Source organism: Streptomyces sp. NPDC002640, assembly GCF_053592575.1.
In genome coordinates this window covers 284,980-300,732 of the sequence record NZ_JBSFVZ010000001.1, presented here as the reverse complement: position 1 = coordinate 300,732, position 15,753 = coordinate 284,980, and the positions used below count along the sequence as shown (strand labels likewise).

Annotated in this window: 14 protein-coding genes; 8 read left to right on the top strand and 6 right to left on the bottom strand. The window is 70.2% G+C overall.

Annotated features, from left to right (window positions below; all coding sequences use genetic code 11):
• The 4 genes from ACWD3O_RS01340 to ACWD3O_RS01325 all read left to right on the top strand — a co-directional run.
• A partial coding sequence (locus tag ACWD3O_RS01340) for a VWA domain-containing protein (RefSeq protein ID WP_451414477.1) occupies positions 1-940 on the top strand: 940 nt, incomplete at its 5' end.
• A gap of 132 nt (positions 941-1,072) precedes the next feature.
• Positions 1,073-2,803 (top strand): methionine--tRNA ligase, encoded by a 1,731-nt coding sequence (gene metG, locus ACWD3O_RS01335; RefSeq protein WP_451414476.1) that lies wholly within the window; start codon positions 1,073-1,075, stop codon positions 2,801-2,803.
• 121 nt (positions 2,804-2,924) lie between these two features.
• Positions 2,925-3,290, top strand: a complete 366-nt coding sequence (locus ACWD3O_RS01330) for a PH domain-containing protein (protein WP_451409575.1) — start codon at positions 2,925-2,927, stop codon at positions 3,288-3,290.
• 145 nt (positions 3,291-3,435) lie between these two features.
• Positions 3,436-3,903, top strand: coding sequence for a hypothetical protein (locus ACWD3O_RS01325; protein WP_451414475.1), 468 nt, complete (start codon positions 3,436-3,438; stop codon positions 3,901-3,903).
• Between the two features lie 13 nt (positions 3,904-3,916).
• Here the strand turns inward: ACWD3O_RS01325 and ACWD3O_RS01320 are convergent, their stop codons facing one another.
• The gene (locus ACWD3O_RS01320; RefSeq protein WP_361144777.1) at positions 3,917-4,129 is read right to left on the bottom strand and encodes a DUF397 domain-containing protein; all 213 of its coding nucleotides are present in this window, start codon (positions 4,127-4,129) and stop codon (positions 3,917-3,919) included.
• Entirely contained in the window at positions 4,126-5,001 is an 876-nt protein-coding gene (locus ACWD3O_RS01315) for a helix-turn-helix domain-containing protein (protein WP_451414474.1), read from the bottom strand. Before ACWD3O_RS01315 ends, ACWD3O_RS01320 begins: the two co-directional genes overlap by 4 nt.
• A gap of 160 nt (positions 5,002-5,161) precedes the next feature.
• On the opposite strand from ACWD3O_RS01315, the gene ACWD3O_RS01310 reads away from it, so the two are divergent.
• From ACWD3O_RS01310 to ACWD3O_RS01300, 3 genes are all read left to right on the top strand, one after another.
• Positions 5,162-5,689 carry an ATP-binding protein gene (locus ACWD3O_RS01310; RefSeq protein ID WP_451409571.1) on the top strand — a complete coding sequence of 176 codons (528 nt, stop codon included), beginning with the start codon at positions 5,162-5,164 and terminating at the stop codon, positions 5,687-5,689.
• 137 nt (positions 5,690-5,826) lie between these two features.
• Positions 5,827-6,699, top strand: a complete 873-nt coding sequence (locus ACWD3O_RS01305) for a helix-turn-helix domain-containing protein (protein WP_451414473.1) — start codon at positions 5,827-5,829, stop codon at positions 6,697-6,699.
• 496 nt (positions 6,700-7,195) lie between these two features.
• Positions 7,196-8,755 carry an ImmA/IrrE family metallo-endopeptidase gene (locus ACWD3O_RS01300; protein WP_451414472.1) on the top strand — a complete coding sequence of 520 codons (1,560 nt, stop codon included), beginning with the start codon at positions 7,196-7,198 and terminating at the stop codon, positions 8,753-8,755.
• Positions 8,756-8,960: 205 nt separating this feature from the next.
• Here the strand turns inward: ACWD3O_RS01300 and ACWD3O_RS01295 are convergent, their stop codons facing one another.
• Both ACWD3O_RS01295 and aspS read right to left on the bottom strand, forming a co-directional pair.
• Complete coding sequence (locus ACWD3O_RS01295) at positions 8,961-9,503, bottom strand: hypothetical protein (RefSeq protein WP_451414471.1); 543 nt, start codon at positions 9,501-9,503, stop codon at positions 8,961-8,963.
• 84 nt (positions 9,504-9,587) lie between these two features.
• Entirely contained in the window at positions 9,588-11,351 is a 1,764-nt protein-coding gene (aspS, locus tag ACWD3O_RS01290) for an aspartate--tRNA ligase (RefSeq protein WP_356136601.1), read from the bottom strand.
• 304 nt (positions 11,352-11,655) lie between these two features.
• Here aspS and ACWD3O_RS01285 point away from each other — a divergent pair, with 304 nt between their 5' ends.
• Complete coding sequence (locus ACWD3O_RS01285) at positions 11,656-13,905, top strand: SpoIIE family protein phosphatase (protein ID WP_451414470.1); 2,250 nt, start codon at positions 11,656-11,658, stop codon at positions 13,903-13,905.
• Between the two features lie 37 nt (positions 13,906-13,942).
• Here the strand turns inward: ACWD3O_RS01285 and ACWD3O_RS01280 are convergent, their stop codons facing one another.
• Together ACWD3O_RS01280 and ACWD3O_RS01275 are read right to left on the bottom strand one after the other, a co-directional pair.
• Complete coding sequence (locus tag ACWD3O_RS01280; protein ID WP_451414469.1) at positions 13,943-14,920, bottom strand: pirin family protein; 978 nt, start codon at positions 14,918-14,920, stop codon at positions 13,943-13,945.
• Between the two features lie 214 nt (positions 14,921-15,134).
• Positions 15,135-15,635, bottom strand: coding sequence for an SseB family protein (locus ACWD3O_RS01275; RefSeq protein ID WP_451409566.1), 501 nt, complete (start codon positions 15,633-15,635; stop codon positions 15,135-15,137).
• Positions 15,636-15,753: the final 118 nt, after the last annotated feature.

The window sequence follows — 15,753 nt, the reverse complement described above, 5'->3', positions numbered from 1 at the left end:
CACCGCCGCCGACGCCGAGGTGCAGGACAAGCCGGAGGCCGAAACCGACGCTGAGCCCGACACCGACGCCGAAGCCGACGCCCAGGACGAGCCGGCCACCGACACCGCCGCCGACGCCGAGGTGCAGGACAAGCCGGAGGCCGAAACCGACGCTGAGCCCGACACCGACGCCGAAGCCGACGCCCAGGACGAGCCGGCGGCCGAAGCCGACGCGGACACCGAGACCGACGCGGACACCGAAGCCCACGCGGACACCGACACCGACACCGACGCCCCCGCGATCCCCACCCCCCTCGCCCCCGCGTACGCCGCCGCGACCGCCGCGCTGGAGGCCCGCGGGCTCGCGGACACGCGGGCCCGCGTGTACCTCGTGCTGGACCGGTCCGCCTCGATGCGGCCGTACTACAAGGACGGCTCCGCCCAGGCGCTCGGCGAGCAGGCCCTCGCCCTCGCCGCGCTCCTCGCCCCGGAGGGCCCGGAGAAGGCCGCCCTCCCCGTCGTCTTCTTCTCGACGGAGATCGACGGCACCGGCGAGCTCACCCTCACCGCGTTCGAGAACAAGGTCGACGACCTGCACGCGGACCTCGGCCGGATGGGCCGCACCAGCTACCACGCCGCCGTCGCCGAGGTGCTGCGCCTGCACGACACCTCGGGCGACGCGAAGGCCCCCGCCCTGGTCGTCTTCCAGACGGACGGCGCCCCCGACGCCAAGACCCCCGCCACCCAGGCGTTCACCGAGGCCGCCGCCTCGCACCCCGGCGTCTTCTTCTCCCTCGTCGCCTTCGGCGAGCACGACAACAAGGCGTTCGACTACGCCCGCAAGCTGAAGACCGGCAACACCGCGTTCTTCCACGCCGGCCCGACGCCGCTGGAGCTCACCGACCGCGAGCTCTACGACGGCGTCCTCGCCGACTGGCAGCCGGGGTCCCGCAAGGGCTGACGTCCGCCCGGTCCCGCCGCCCCAAGATCAACGGTGCCGCCCCCTCCCACCCACCAAAACGGGAGGCGGGCGGCACCCCCACGTCGGCTACGATTTCACGGTTCGACGACATAGCGACCTGGGAGCAGCCCCGTGGCTCGACACCTCATCACCAGCGCCCTTCCCTACATCAACGGGATCAAGCACCTGGGCAACATGGTGGGGTCCATGCTCCCGGCCGACGTGTACTCCCGCTACCTGCGCCAGCGCGGCCACGACGTGCTGTACATCTGCGCCACCGACGAGCACGGCACTCCGGCCGAGCTCGCCGCGAAGGAGCGGGGCCTGCCGGTCGCCGAGTTCTGCGCCCAGGCCCACGACGCCCAGAAGGCGGTCTACGACGGCTTCGCCCTCGCCTTCGACCACTTCGGCCGCAGCTCCTCGCAGGAGAACGTCGAGATCACCCAGCACTTCGCGCGGAAGCTGAACGAGAACGGCTTCATCGAGGAGCGGGCGATCCGCCAGGTCTACTCCCCGGCCGACGGCCGGTTCCTCCCGGACCGGTACGTCGAGGGCACCTGCCCGCACTGCGGCTACGACAAGGCCCGCGGCGACCAGTGCGAGAACTGCACCCGCGTCCTGGACCCGACCGACCTGCTGAACCCGCGTTCGGCGATCTCCGGCTCCACCGAGCTGGAGGTCCGCGAGACCAAGCACCTCTTTCTCCTGCAGTCCAAGCTCCAGCAGGAGGTCGAGGCGTGGGTGGCGGCCCACGAGGAGCGCTGGCCGCAGCTGTCGTCCTCCATCGCCCGCAAGTGGCTGACCGAGGGCCTGCACGACCGCGCCATCACCCGCGACCTCGACTGGGGCGTGCCGGTGCCGGCCGACACCTGGCCGGAGCTGGCGGCCGAGGGCAAGGTCTTCTACGTCTGGTTCGACGCCCCGATCGAGTACCTGGCCGCCACCAAGGAGTGGGCGGACGCCGAGCCGTCGGCCGACCGCGACTGGAAGTCCTGGTGGTACGAGGCCGACGCCGAGTCCGGCGCCGAGAACCCGGTCACCTACACCCAGTTCATGGCCAAGGACAACGTCCCGTTCCACACGGTGATGTTCCCCGCCACCCAGCTCGGTGTGCGCGAGCCGTGGAAGAAGGTCGACGTCGTCAAGGCGTTCAACTGGCTGACGTACTACGGCGGCAAGTTCTCCACCTCGCAGAAGCGCGGCGTCTTCACCGACCAGGCGCTGGAGATCCTGCCCGCCGACTACTGGCGCTACTTCCTGATCGCCAACGCCCCGGAGTCCGACGACTCGTCGTTCACCTGGGAGCACTTCACGGCGACGGTCAACAAGGACCTGGCCGACACCCTCGGCAACTTCGTCAACCGGGTGCTGTCCTTCTCGAAGAAGCGCTTCGGCGAGGAGGTCCCGGCGGGCGGCGAGCCCGGCGAGGCCGAGGCGCGGCTGGGCGAACAAATCGCCGGGCTGCTGGCCGAGTACGAGACCCAGATGGAGGCCCTCCAGTTCCGCAAGGCCGCGGCCGCGCTGCGCGCGCTGTGGTCGGCGGGCAACTCCTACCTGGAGGAGAAGGCCCCCTGGCTGGAGATCAAGACCGACAAGGACGGCGCGGCGCTGACGCTGCGCACCGCGATGAACCTGATCCACCTGTACGCCGTCGTCTCCGAGCCGTTCATCCCGGCCAGCTGCGAGGCGATGCGCCAGGCGTTCCAGCTCGACGGTGACACGGCCACCTGGGTGTCCGCCGAGGAGGCCCGCGCGCTGAACTCCGTGCCGGTGGGCACCCCGTTCACCGTGCCGCCGGTGCTCTTCGCCAAGCTCACCGAGGACGACCTCGAGGCCTACAAGGAGCGCTTCGGCGGCGAGTGACACCGCCGTCCCCACCAGCGCGTGAGGCCCGGGAACGCAACCGTTCCCGGGCCTCGCGCGTCTCACCGGACACACCGGTCAGGTCTCTGACCGGTGGGAACACCACACGTGGGGGGACCACATGGCACTCTTCGGCAACGCGCACCCGATCGACCCGGCCCAGGCGGCCCAGGACTACGCCCGTCTGCTGGGCCAGGGCGAGCAGGTGCGGGCCGCCTACCTGCTGATCCGCGACACCATCATGCTCACCGACCGCCGCCTGATCCTGGTCGACAAGCAGGGCATCACCGGTAAGAAGACCGAGTACCACTCGATCCCGTACCGCTCGATCACCCACTTCGCCGTCGAGACGGCCGGCACGTTCGACCTGGACGCCGAGCTGAAGATCTGGGTGTCCGGTTCCCAGATGCCGATCACGAAGACCTTCACCAAGGGCGTGGACATCTACGAGGTGCAGGCGATCCTCACCCAGTACGTGGCCCGCTGACACGCCCCCTCTCACGGGGAGCGGGGCCGGGGGCGGGCCAAGGCCAAGGCGGGCCGGCGGGCCGGAGCGGAAGATACGCGCCGTACCGGACGTATCGACCGCCCCGGCTTCGCAACTCGACGCGGCGGCCCTAAGGTTGCCGCTCATGGCAATCCCCCAGGTCATCCCGATCACCCATGAGCCGGACGGCCGTACGGCCACCGTCGGCCGCTACGCCGACGGCCAGTTCCTGGCATCGGTGACGTACGCCTACCCGGTCGGGTACTCCCCCGACGACGGGTGGGAGCAGCACCGGCGGCTCTACGCCGTCCTGCACACCTTCGACGCGGACGGCGTCCACCGCGACACCGAGGTCTGGTGCGGCGGCACCTGGGCCGACCAGCAGCGCGACCCGGCGGTCCTCGGCCAGGCCGAGGCCCACCTGACCAAGCTGCTGGAGACCCTGCCGTCCCGCGCCTACGGCGACATCGCGGTCCGTCCCTTCCGGCGCGTCCTCGACGGCGTCCTCTTCGGCCTCCTCGTCGAGTCCGAGGAGGAGGGCGACGAGTGGGCCGAACTCCACCCCGACCGCCTGGGCTTCGGACCGCCGTGGGACGGCACCCACGACGCCTGACCGTCCCCGGCGATCAGCTCGCCGAGGCGTACGCCACGAAGTCGGCCCAGGCCTCCGGCGCCAGCGCGAGCCGGGGGCCGACGTCGCGGTACTTCGAGTCACGGACGTGGACGGTGCCGGGGGCAGCGGCGATCTCGACGCAGGACTCGCCGTCGGTGCCACCGCTGTAACTGCTCTTGAACCACGCCAGTTCCGAGGCGTCCCCCGCTGCGGCCTTGCGGATCATGTCTCTCCCAGCAGTTGCTCGATGAACTCCAGCGACTCCCTCGATGAAAGAGCCTGCGCCCGGATCGTGCCATACCGCAGCTCAAGAATGTGCAGCTGCTTCGGGTCGGTGATCGGCCGACCGTTGAACGCACCGTCGGAGCGACCGGCCGCAGTGCCGTCCGCGAACTTCAGCAACTCGATCCTGCCGTCCAGGCCGGGATGGGCCTCCGTGTTCGTCGGCATCACCTGAAGCGTGACGTAATGCAACCGTCCGACCTCCAGCAGGCGTTCGAGCTGCTGACGCCACGCTCTCGTGCCTCCGACCTGGCGGCGGAGCGGCGCTTCCTCAAGGACGAAATGGATCGAAGGGGCCGGGTCGCGGTCGAAGACCGACTGCCGGGCCAGCCGCGCGGCGACCATCCGCTCCACGTCGTCGAGCGAGTACGGCGGCTGCGCCGCCCTGATGACCGACCGGGCGTGCTCGGGGGTCTGCAACAACCCGGCGATGATGTTGCACTCGTAGACGCCGATCTCGACCGCTCGCGCCTCCATCTGCGCCAGGTCCCGCACCTTCTTCGGGTAACGGACCTTCGCGACGTCGTCCTTCATCGCCGCGAGCAGCCCGCCCGCGTCCAGCACGTCGTCCGCCCTGTCCAGGTACTCCGGCCGGGGAATCCGCTTGCCGCCCTCGATCTTGTAGACGAGGTCCTCGCCGTACCCCACGGCCTTGCCGAAGTCGCCGGCCCGCATACCCACGGCCTCGCGCCGCAGCTTCAACTGCCGACCCACGGTGGCCACGACGGCAAGTCCCCACTCGTCGTCCGGGTCCACCTCCCACCCCGGCTCGTCGGCCTCGGTCCTCAGCCGCCGAACCTCTTCGTCCACCGACATGCGCGCTCCTCCGTCGTCCCGCCTCGTGCCAGCCAGCCACGCCCTACCCGCACACGACGCCCCGACAAGCCCGGACACCACCGGACAAGCGCCGGACAGTCACCGTACGCAACCGCCGTGTCACTGCCCACGGTAGGCCGGTGCGGCCACGCTGAGTGACATGAACGAGAAACCCCTCCGCGACTTCCGCGTGCTGCTGTCCCCCACTCCGCGTGGCGCCCGCCTCGCTCGTCTGCTCGCCACCGAGCAACTGCGGTCGTGGGGGCTTCCCTTGGACCCGGCGCGGCTCATCGTGGCCGAGCTGGCCAACAACGCGGCCACCCACGGACGCGTCCCCGGCCGGAACTTCCAGCTCCGCCTCCGCGTTCTCGGCGGCACCCTCCGCATCGAGGTCACGGACACGCGCGGTGACCGGTTGCCGCGGCTCCGCGCCGCCCGCACCACCGCCGAGGCCGGCCGTGGCCTGTCCCTCGTGGCCGCCCTCGCCGACCACTGGGGGGTGATCCAGGGACCGCCGCCCCGCAAAACCGTCTGGGTCGAACTCGCTTTCTCCGCGCCGAAAGCACCGGCACCTGGAACGTCAGGACCCGGTACTCCCGGCGCTCCCCAGGAACTACCCACCGAGGAGAAAGCACCCAGCCAGACCCCTCCCCTCCCTCCCGCGGCGGCCGCTCACTCGGCCGAGTGAATATGCCTGGCTGGGCTGGATTCGGGACCGGTCGCCTGCCTTACGCTCAGCGCGACAACTCCAGACATGCGACGGCCCTCGCCGGGACTGGCATCCCGAGGCGAGGGCCTGACCACCGAGGAAGCAGGACCTTCCCGATGGACACCGAAAACCCTAGCGTGCCCCCGCACGCCCAGTCCCGTAACCACGGCACAAACCACCCCGCCGTGCGGCAGTTCGCGGGCGTCGTCCACGAGCACGTGCGCCACCGCGAGAACTTCACCGTGATCGGCAACGACCTGGCCCAGCACCAGGAGCTGTCCCTGCTGGCCATCGGACTGGCCTGCTACATCCAGTCCGTGCGCCCCGGCACCGCCGTCGACATCAAGACGCTCGCCGCCCGCTTCCCCGAGGGCCCCACCCGCATCGCCACGGCCCTGCGGGAGCTGGAAACCCACGGCTACCTGCGCCGCACCCACGTACGGACCGCCGCCGGACGGATCGTCACCCGCACGGTCTCGTGCAACAAACCCGGTCACCGCGCCGCCGCGCGGGAGACGGCCGCCCGCCGGTCCGCCCGGCGCACCGGCCCGGACGAGCCGTCGGCGGGACGGCGCAAGAGCCTCCCCGCCGTGCCCCAGCCCGACCTGTCCGGTGCCAACCTCCTCCAGGCCGCCGTCGACGTCCTGGCCGGCCTGCGCCGTCACGACCCGAGGCTGCTGCTGTCCGCCACCGACGTCGAGCACCTCGCGCCGGGCGTCGCGGCCTGGCTGGAGCGGGACCTCGCCCCCACCGCCGTGCGGCACGCCCTGACCGAGAACCTGCCGAACGAGCCACTGGTCCGCCCGGCCGCCCTGCTCGCGCACCGCCTGGCCGCACAGCTCCCGCCCGTTCCTCCCGTCCGGCCCCCGCGCGGACCCGTGCCCGAGATCCGGCACCCCCTCCAGTCCTGCGACCACTGCGACCGCGCCTTCCGGGCCCCGTCCCCCGGCCACTGCCGCGACTGCCGACACGAGCACGGGTCACCATGAACACAACGCCCCGCAAGGAACGCGAGCTGATCCCCCCGGGCAGCAACTGTCCGGTGTCCTGGACGCGGCGGCAAAGGCTATGTGCTGTCTCCTCTACCTGCTCTGCCCGGGGCCTGTCATGCTGGGAGCAGGGTCAGTGATGGGCGGGGGCGTATGACTGAGCAGCCGGCGGACGAGGTCCAGTTTGCCGTACCGACGTATGAGCCCAATCCGAAGCACAAGCCGATCCCCCAGCCAGGCAGACGTGGTTCAATCTGTCCCCGCGATGCCGATGGTCCAGCCCTGCTCAAGATGAGCGACCAAGTGGGCAGACAGCGGTACGCGACTGATGGAATACAGGCGTTCATGGCCCAGTGCCATGATGCGGTACGAAATCTGTGGCATGGATACCCTGTGAGTTGGGACGAAGTGCCGCCCAGGCTGGTAGCTGAGTGGGTTTCCCAGGCGAAGGTGGATCGAAGGACGGTACGACAGGCGCGGAGGAGGCGAAGTTGACATGCCCGTAACCTGGGAGAGGTTCAGCGGTGCTACGGACGCCTTTGCCGTCCGTATGTCCTTCATGCCTGACCCCGATGGTGGAGCCGCTGCCGAGCCGGAGGAGAGTTCCTCGTGGGGAGCCCTGCAGATCTGGGTCGCCGGCCAGAACCTGTGCGCCCATGTCGACCAGGGAGAGGTACTGCAGAGTTCCCACTGGTACCTGCTTCCCTTCCTTGAGTGGCTTACGGACAACTGGAATCCGCTTTTTCACGAGGAGAAGTTGCCGAACCGGAATGCGGAGGCAACGGCGGTTACGTCGCTGGACCGAACGCGAAATGCGCCACCACTGGCAACCGAAGGCCAAATCCTTTCCTGGGAAGAGGAATGGTACGACTGGCGCTCGCGTCACGCCATGCGTTCCGCAAGGGCAGGCGGACTCTTCCCCAATGTGGTCATCCGCAGGGTTCGTGATCAAATCGAGGTCAGCTGGGACGACGAGCCCCTGGCAGGAACCCAGTCCGACTTCGGATACAGCTTCAACGGGGGCGCGGCTCTTCTACCTCCGCATCAAGTCGCCAACCCGTTGTTCGAAGTGGCGACCGAGGCGATTAGTCACCTGCACTCACAGCATCCTGAAAGCGCCCGAATTCTAAAAGTCAAGTCCGCGCTGGAATCCTTGAGGTCATCCACACAGGATGAAATGCGTTTGAGCTGGCTGGCCGGCTTGCGTTCCTATCGCTTCAGGTCCGGGGTGATCGAGGAAGTCGGCAGCAGAGTCAAAGACTCATGGGAGCAGTTCCGAAAAAGTGTCGGTACTTCTGCAGCCGCCCATGCCGCGCTTTCGGTCGAAGACAGGACCCCGTTGGTGGTGACTGGTTCTTGCCAGGCAGCGCTTCTCTTCGGGAGCGTCTCCCCGACGATCTCCGAGCCGGACGTCGAGAGGCTTGCCAGCCTCCTTGTGGACCAGTATGACGCTTCGGGCAGCGCGCATGCCCGCCTGGAAGAGTACGCCGAGGAAAGCCTGGTTTCGCTGCGCTCGCCGGCATGGGAGCAGGGCTACGAGCTGGCTGAATCCTTGCACGACGAGATTCAGTCAGAGGGCTTTGTGGATGTCGACGCGTTCTTGGACTCGCTGGGTGTCCAGCAAACCTCGATCCGGCTTGAGGACGTGAACATCCGAGCGTGCAGCCTGGTCGGGCCACAACATCTGCCGACGATCGCCCTCAACTCCTCGTACGCTCGCGGGAATTCTCCGCACGTGAACAGGTTTTCCGTCGCCCACGAACTGTGCCACCTCTTGTACGACCGGACTCATGGCAAGCGTCTGGCACTCGCCAGCGGGCCGTGGGCGCCCGTGAGCGTCGAGCGCCGCGCAAATGCTTTCGCTGCGATGTTTTTGATGCCGCCTCATCTCTTGAGAAAAGTGATCTCCGAGAGTCCCGATCCGGTGAATACCCCCGAGGGAGTCTCGTTCGTGGCCAGCCGGCTCCAGGTGGGATTCCACGCCGCAGTCGAACATCTTTACAACCTGACATTTATGACCGAAGAAGAGAAGAAGATCCTTCTGAGGCGCGTGTAGCGCTGGCTCCAGAGATCAGTGTGACGTCCTGCTCTCTTCGTACGCCCGGGCGTTGTCCGACAACATCGAGCTCGGCGTGCTGATCCGTGACCCACAGCTCGTCGAAGGCCTGATCGACCACTTCCGCTGGCTGCTGATGCCGGAGAACGGCGTCATGCGTCGCGCCTGAGCGGGCAGGGTGCCGCCGCAGCTACCCCCCACGCGCTCACGCCCGGGTGCCGCAGTCGTGCCCGGGCTCCCCGCGCAGGCTCACCTTGGCCAGCTCCAGCGCGGGCCCGGCACCGTCGGCGCCGCCCTGTCCGTCGGCCCCGCCCTGTCCGAGGACGGCGAAGACGAACCGCACGCCCGTCCCCGGGACGACGAAGTCCCGCTGGTAGGCACGCAGTGCGGGCCGGTCGTCCGGCTCCCACCCGCATCCGGCCCGCTCCAGCGCGGCCTCCATCTCGGCCCTCCCGATGCCGCCGCCGCGGTAGGTGACCGGCTCACCCGTCACCGCGTCGGGCAGCTCCACCGGATCCCGGGCCGGCTGGAACGTCACCACGTGCACCCACCCGCAGCGGCACACCGCGAACTCCAGGTCCCCGTAGAAGCACCGGTGCGGCCACCGCCGCCGGCCGGTGATCGGCCCGGCGTCCACCGGGTCGCCGAAGACCGCCCGGACGTCGTCCAGCCAGGCCCCGTCCCGCACCGGCCCGTGCCGACCGGTCGCCGCCACCCGCGCCAGCACGTCCGCCAACGTCAACGCCACGGCCCCAACACCCCCCTGGAACGCCGAACGGGCTCCTCCCCGGCCACGACGGCCGGGGAGGAGCCCGTTCGGCACAACAAAGACCTACTTCGGCTGCGGCTTGCGCACCGAGAGGTGCAGCTCGCGCAGACGGGCCTCGTCCAGCTCGGTCGGGGCGCCCATCATCAGGTCCTGGGCGTTGCCGTTGAGCGGGAAGGCGATGGTCTCGCGGATGTTCGGCTCGTCGGCCAGCAGCATCACGATGCGGTCCACGCCCGGGGCGATGCCACCGTGCGGCGGGGCGCCGAAGCGCAGCGCGCGCAGCATGCCGGCGAACTCGCGCTCGACCGTCTCGGCGTCGTAGCCGGCGATCTCGAACGCCTTCAGCATGATCTCCGGCTCGTGGTTCCGGATCGCGCCGGAGGAGAGCTCCACGCCGTTGCAGACGATGTCGTACTGCCAGGCCAGGATGTCCAGCGGGTCCTGGTTCTCCAGCGCGTCCATGCCGCCCTGCGGCATCGAGAACGGGTTGTGCGAGAAGTCGATCCGGCCGGTCTCCTCGTCCTTCTCGTACATCGGGAAGTCGACGATCCAGCAGAACCGGAAGACGCCCTCCTCGAAGTGACCGGCCCGCTTGGCGGCCTCGACGCGGACCGCGCCCATGATCTTGGAGACCTCGTCGAACTCGCCGGCGCCGAAGAAGACCGCGTGACCGGCGGCCAGGCCGAGGCGCTTGGTCAGCTCGGCGACGTTCTCCTCGGTGAGGAACTTGGCGATCGGGCCGGTCAGCGAGCCGTCCTCGGCGACGCGGACCCAGGCCAGGCCCTGCGCACCCAGGTCGACCGCGAACTGGCCGAGCTGGTCGAAGAACTTGCGCGGCTGGGCGGCGACGTCCGGCACCGGCAGGGCGCGGACGTGCTTGCCGGCGAACGCCTTGAAGTCGGAGCCCTCGAACACGTCGGTGATGTCGACGAGCTCCAGCTTGGCGCGCAGGTCCGGCTTGTCGGAGCCGTACTTCAGCATCGACTCGCGGAACGGGATCCGCGGGAACGGCGAGGTGACCTCGCGGCCGTTGCCGAACTCGGTGAAGAGCTCGGTCATCAGCTTCTCGATCGGCTGGAAGACGTCCTCCTGCTCGACGAAGCTCATCTCGACGTCGAGCTGGTAGAACTCGCCCGGCGAACGGTCGGCGCGGGCGTCCTCGTCGCGGAAGCAGGGCGCGATCTGGAAGTAGCGGTCGAAGCCGGAGATCATCAGCAGCTGCTTGAACTGCTGCGGGGCCTGCGGCAGCGCGTAGAACCGGCCCGGGTTGAGGCGCGACGGCACGACGAAGTCGCGGGCGCCCTCGGGGCTGGTCGCGGTGAGGATCGGCGTCGCCATCTCGTTGAAGCCGAGCGCGGTCATCTTGTGCCGGATGGCGGAGATGACGGCGGTGCGCAGCATGATGTTGCGGTGCATGCGCTCGCGGCGCAGGTCGAGGAAGCGGTACTCCAGACGGCGCTCCTCGTTCACCCCGTCCTCGGCGTTGATGGTGAACGGCAGCGGGGCGGCGGCGCCCAGCAGCTCCACCTCGGAGACCTCGACCTCGACCTCGCCGGTCGGCAGGTCGGCGTTCACGTTCTCCTCGCCGCGGGAGACGACCTTGCCGTCCACCCGGACGGTCGACTCCTTGGACATCTTGTCCAGCGCCTCGTACGCGGCGGTGCCGGGACGGGCCACCAGCTGGGTGATGCCGTAGTGGTCGCGCAGATCGATGAAGAGGATGCCGCCCAGGTCGCGCCGATTGTGCAGCCAGCCGCTCAGCCGGACGTCGGTGCCGACGTCAGAGGCGCGGAGCTCGCCGCAGGTGTGGGACCTGTACCGATGCATCGTCGTTCATCCAGTCTTCGTGGAAGCGGGGTCTCCCGGCATGGCTCGGCCGGGCCATCCCAGGGTACCGGTCACCCTGTCGCCCCTTCCCCTTGGTTTCACGCGCCCCGGACGTCCCCGCCGACGACGGCCATTCCCTCGGGCCAGGGGCACCACGGACCGCCCGGGCCGACGATGCCGCCGCTTTCCGAGGTCCTCGCGTTCCCTGGGGCGCCCGTTCGCGCCCTGTTGGCGGACGGCCGTCCGGAACAACCGCCTTCGCCTCGGATGGCAGGCTTGCTCCCCGTCTTCCTACAGTGGAGCAATGCGCCACCACGATCCCCTGCCGGCCGAGAAGGTCACGGAGGTCCTGTCGAGTCTCTCGATCGGCCTCTGGCAGTGGGACACGGCCGCGGACAGGATCGTGGCCGACGCCGAGGCGGCCCGGCTGCTGGGTCTGCCCGCCGAGCCGGTGGTGCTGCGGGAGGCCCAGGTCAGGGCCCGGCTGCACCCCGAGGACTGGAACGAGATGCTGGGCGTCGTCCAGCTGGCGCTGGCCGAGGACACGCTCGCGGAGTCGCGGATCCGGGTGATGGGCAGGCAGGACCGGGTGCTGCGGACCCTGCGCTCCCGCTGCCGTCCGACGTACGACGCGCTCCGCGACTCCTACGAGGTCGTCGGGCTGATCCAGGAGATCGGCGACGCGGGCCAGGGCGCCTCCCAGGGGCCGGTGATCGGTGACTGGCGGCGCAACCGGGAGGCGTTCCTGCTGGACGCGGGCCGGGCACTGGCCGAGGCGCCGTCGACGCAGGAGGTGCTGCGGGTCGCCGCGGGGCTGTCGATGCCGGGGTTCTCCCCGGACGGCCTGGCGGTCTTCGGCGTCGAGGGGGACCGGCTGACGGTGATCGGCCACCACGGCCAGTCCGACGGCGACGAGGCCCCCTTCACCGAGATGTCGGTGGACACGGACTACCCCGCCGCCGAGGTGATCCGCACCGGCCGGGCGGTGTACCTCCGCTCGCCCGAGGAGTATCAGACCCGGTACCCCGGCGGCTGGCCGCTCGCGGCGCAGTTCCACCGGCGGTCCTGGGCGTTCCTGCCGCTCGTGGTGGGCGGCCGGACCATGGGCGCCTGGATGGCCGGCTTCGCGCACCCGGTGAAGTTCACCCCCGACGAGCGCTCCATCCTCACCACCGTCGCCCGGATGCTCGCCCAGGCGCTGGCCCGCGCGGGCACCGCGGAGACCGAGCGCGAGCTCACCCAGGGGCTCCAGGCGTCGATGATGCCGCGGCTGGGCCCGAAGATCCCGGGCCTGGAGATCAGCGGCCGCTACGTGCCGACCGGCGGCGGCCTGCAGGTCGGCGGCGACTGGTTCGACATGATCCCGCTGCCCGGCTCGACCGCCGCCACCGGCCCCGGCGGCCGCTTCGCCCTGGTCATCGGCGACGTCCAGGGACACGACGTGCGGGCGGCGGGCCTGATGGGCCAGCTCCGCATCGCGCTGCGCGCCTACGCCTCCGAGGGGCACCCCCCGGACGCGGTGCTCTCCCGGGCCTCCCGGTTCCTGCACGGCATCAACGACGCCGACGAGCTGGAGGACGACCGCTTCGCCACCTGCCTGTACGTCGAGGTCGATCCCGGCACGGGCCTGCTCACCATGGCCCGGGCGGGCCACCTCGACCCGGCGATCCGGCTCGCCGACGGCACGGTCCTGCTCCGGCCGACCGCCGGCGGGGTGCCGCTGGGCGTCTGGCCCGACCCGGACTACCCCATCACCGAGTTCACGCTGGAGCCCGACCAGACCCTGCTGCTGTGCACCGACGGCCTGGCCGAGACCGGCGGGCACGACCTGCTGACCGGCTGGGTGCGGGTGCGCGACATCCTGGAGTCCGCCGACGACGAGGACATGGAGGACCTGGCCGACACCCTCATCTCCGCGGTGCTGGGCCCCGACTCGTACCACCACCCCGGCCCGCTGCCCGACCGCCGCGAGGACGACATCGCGTTCGTGCTGCTGCACCGGCTGTCCCTCGGCCAGGCGACCCGGGAGCCGTCCCGCCGGATGGCCGCGACGGTCGCCCAGGACGAGCCCGACCGCATCGCGGACGCCCGCGAGGAGCTGCGGCAGCTGCTGCACGACTGGCGGGACCCGGACCAGGTGGACTCCGCGGTGCTGCTGACCTCCGAGATGCTGGCCAACGTCCTGATGCACACCGACCACAATGCCACCCTGCTGGCCCGGGTCAGCGGGACGGCGCCGGGGGCGCGACGGCTGCGGGTGGAGGTCACCGACGCCAGCGACGCGCTGCCGCACCGTCGCGACCCCGGGGAGCTGGCCTCCTCGGGGCGCGGCCTGTTCCTGATCGAGATCCTCGCCAACACCTGGGGCGTCGACCCGCGCGGCTCCGGCAAGACCATCTGGTTCGAACTCCACGAGCCCCCCGGCGCGACCACCGAGGCCAAGGACGTTCCCGAGGCCCCCGGCATCCCCGAGGCCCTCGACCCGCCCGGGACCCCCGGCATCCCCGGGACTCCCGCCCCGCCGACGCCGGGGTCCCCCGGGCCCGAGGCCTGAGGGACCCTTCCGGCGTCCGCGGCGGAGTGCGGCGGGATCAGCCCTGCGGGCCCTCCGCGGTCATCCCGTGCGCCGCCGGGATCTGGCCGAAGCGGCCCTTCTGGAAGTCCTCGAAGGCCTGCGCCAGCTCCTGGCGGGTGTTCATCACGAACGGCCCGTACTGCTGCATCGGCTCCCGGATGGGCTGCCCGCCCAGCAGGACGATCTCCAGGTCGGGGGTGTTCGCGTCCTGCCGCTCGTCCGCCCGGAAGGTCAGCGAGGACCCGTTGCCGTAGACGGCCGCCTGGCCCATGTGCAGCGGCCGCCGCTCCGCGCCCACCGAGCCGCGCCCGGCCAGCACGTAGGCGAGGGCGTTGAAGTCCTCGCGCCACGGCAGCGTGACCTCGGCGCCCGGGGCGACGGTCGCGTGGATCATCGTGATGGGCGTGTGGGTGATGCCCGGGCCGCGGTGGCCGTCCAGCTCGCCGGCGATGACGCGCAGCAGCGCGCCGCCGTCGGGGGTGGTCAGCAGCTTGACCGTGCCGCCGCGGATGTCCTGGTAGCGGGGGGTCATCATCTTGTCCTTGGCCGGCAGGTTCACCCAGAGCTGGAGCCCGTGGAAGAGCCCGCCGGAGACCACCAGCTGCTCCGGCGGCGCCTCGATGTGCAGCAGGCCGCTGCCCGCCGTCATCCACTGGGTGTCGCCGTTGGTGATGGAGCCGCCGCCGCCGTGGGTGTCCTGGTGGTCGAAGGCGCCGTCGATGATGTAGGTGACGGTCTCGAAGCCGCGGTGCGGGTGCCAGGGTGTGCCCTTCGGCTCGCCCGGCGCGTACTCCACCTCACCCATCTGGTCCATCAGGATGAACGGGTCCAGGTGCCGGTACGCGATCCCGGCGAAGGCGCGGCGCACCGGGAAGCCCTCGCCCTCGAAGCCGGTGGGCGCGGTGGTGACGGTCAGCACGGGGCGGGCGGCGGCCTCGGCGGGCGCGGTGACGCGCGGCAGGGCCAGGGTGTTCTCTACGGTCACGGCGGGCATGGCGTGCTACCTCCTGTGCGGCGCGTTCCTCGACGACCTCAGATTAGTTGATCGTTGAACTTTCCGCTAGTTGATTCTTCAACCTTCTTCTCCGGCCCTCCCCCCGGGGCGCGTGACGGCACGCGAAAGGGCCCGGAGGCGGCTGCCTCCGGGCCCTCGCGGTCCGTCCCGGCTCCCTCGCGGATCCACCACGGATCCGCGTGCGTCCGAGCCGTCAGCTGTACATTCGCCGCATCGCGAAATCGACCATCTGTTCCACGGTGTGGGCGTCGAACACCATCCGGTGCTCGCCCTCCATGTCGAGCACGAAGCCGTAGCCCGAGGGCAGCAGATCCAGCACCTCGGACCCGGTGATCACGAAGTACTTGGACTCCTTGCCCGCGTACCGGCGCAGCTCCTTGAGCGAGGTGAACATCGGGATGACCGGCTGCTGGGTGTTGTGCAGCGCCAGGAAGCCCGGGTTGTCACCGCGCGGGCAGTAGACCTTGGAGGTGGCGAAGACCTGGTGGAAGTCCTCGGCCGACATCGCCCCGGTGGTGAAGGCGCGCACCGCGTCCGCCAGCGAGGGCGGGGCGGGCGCGGAGGGCTCGGGATAGAGCGGCTGCTGCGGCTGACCGTAACCGCCGCTCATGCCGCCCATCGGCTGCTGCTGGTGCTGCTGCGGCGGCGGGGCGTACTGCTGCTGGGCGCCGGCGTTCGGGTCGTAGCCGTACATACGACAAAGACTACTGAGTCACAGATGACCCAAGCGGGGTTGCGGCTTATTACCGACGGGTAGCATCATCTTTGTTACTTGCCGGTAGACCGCCGGAATCCGCTACCGATCCCTTACG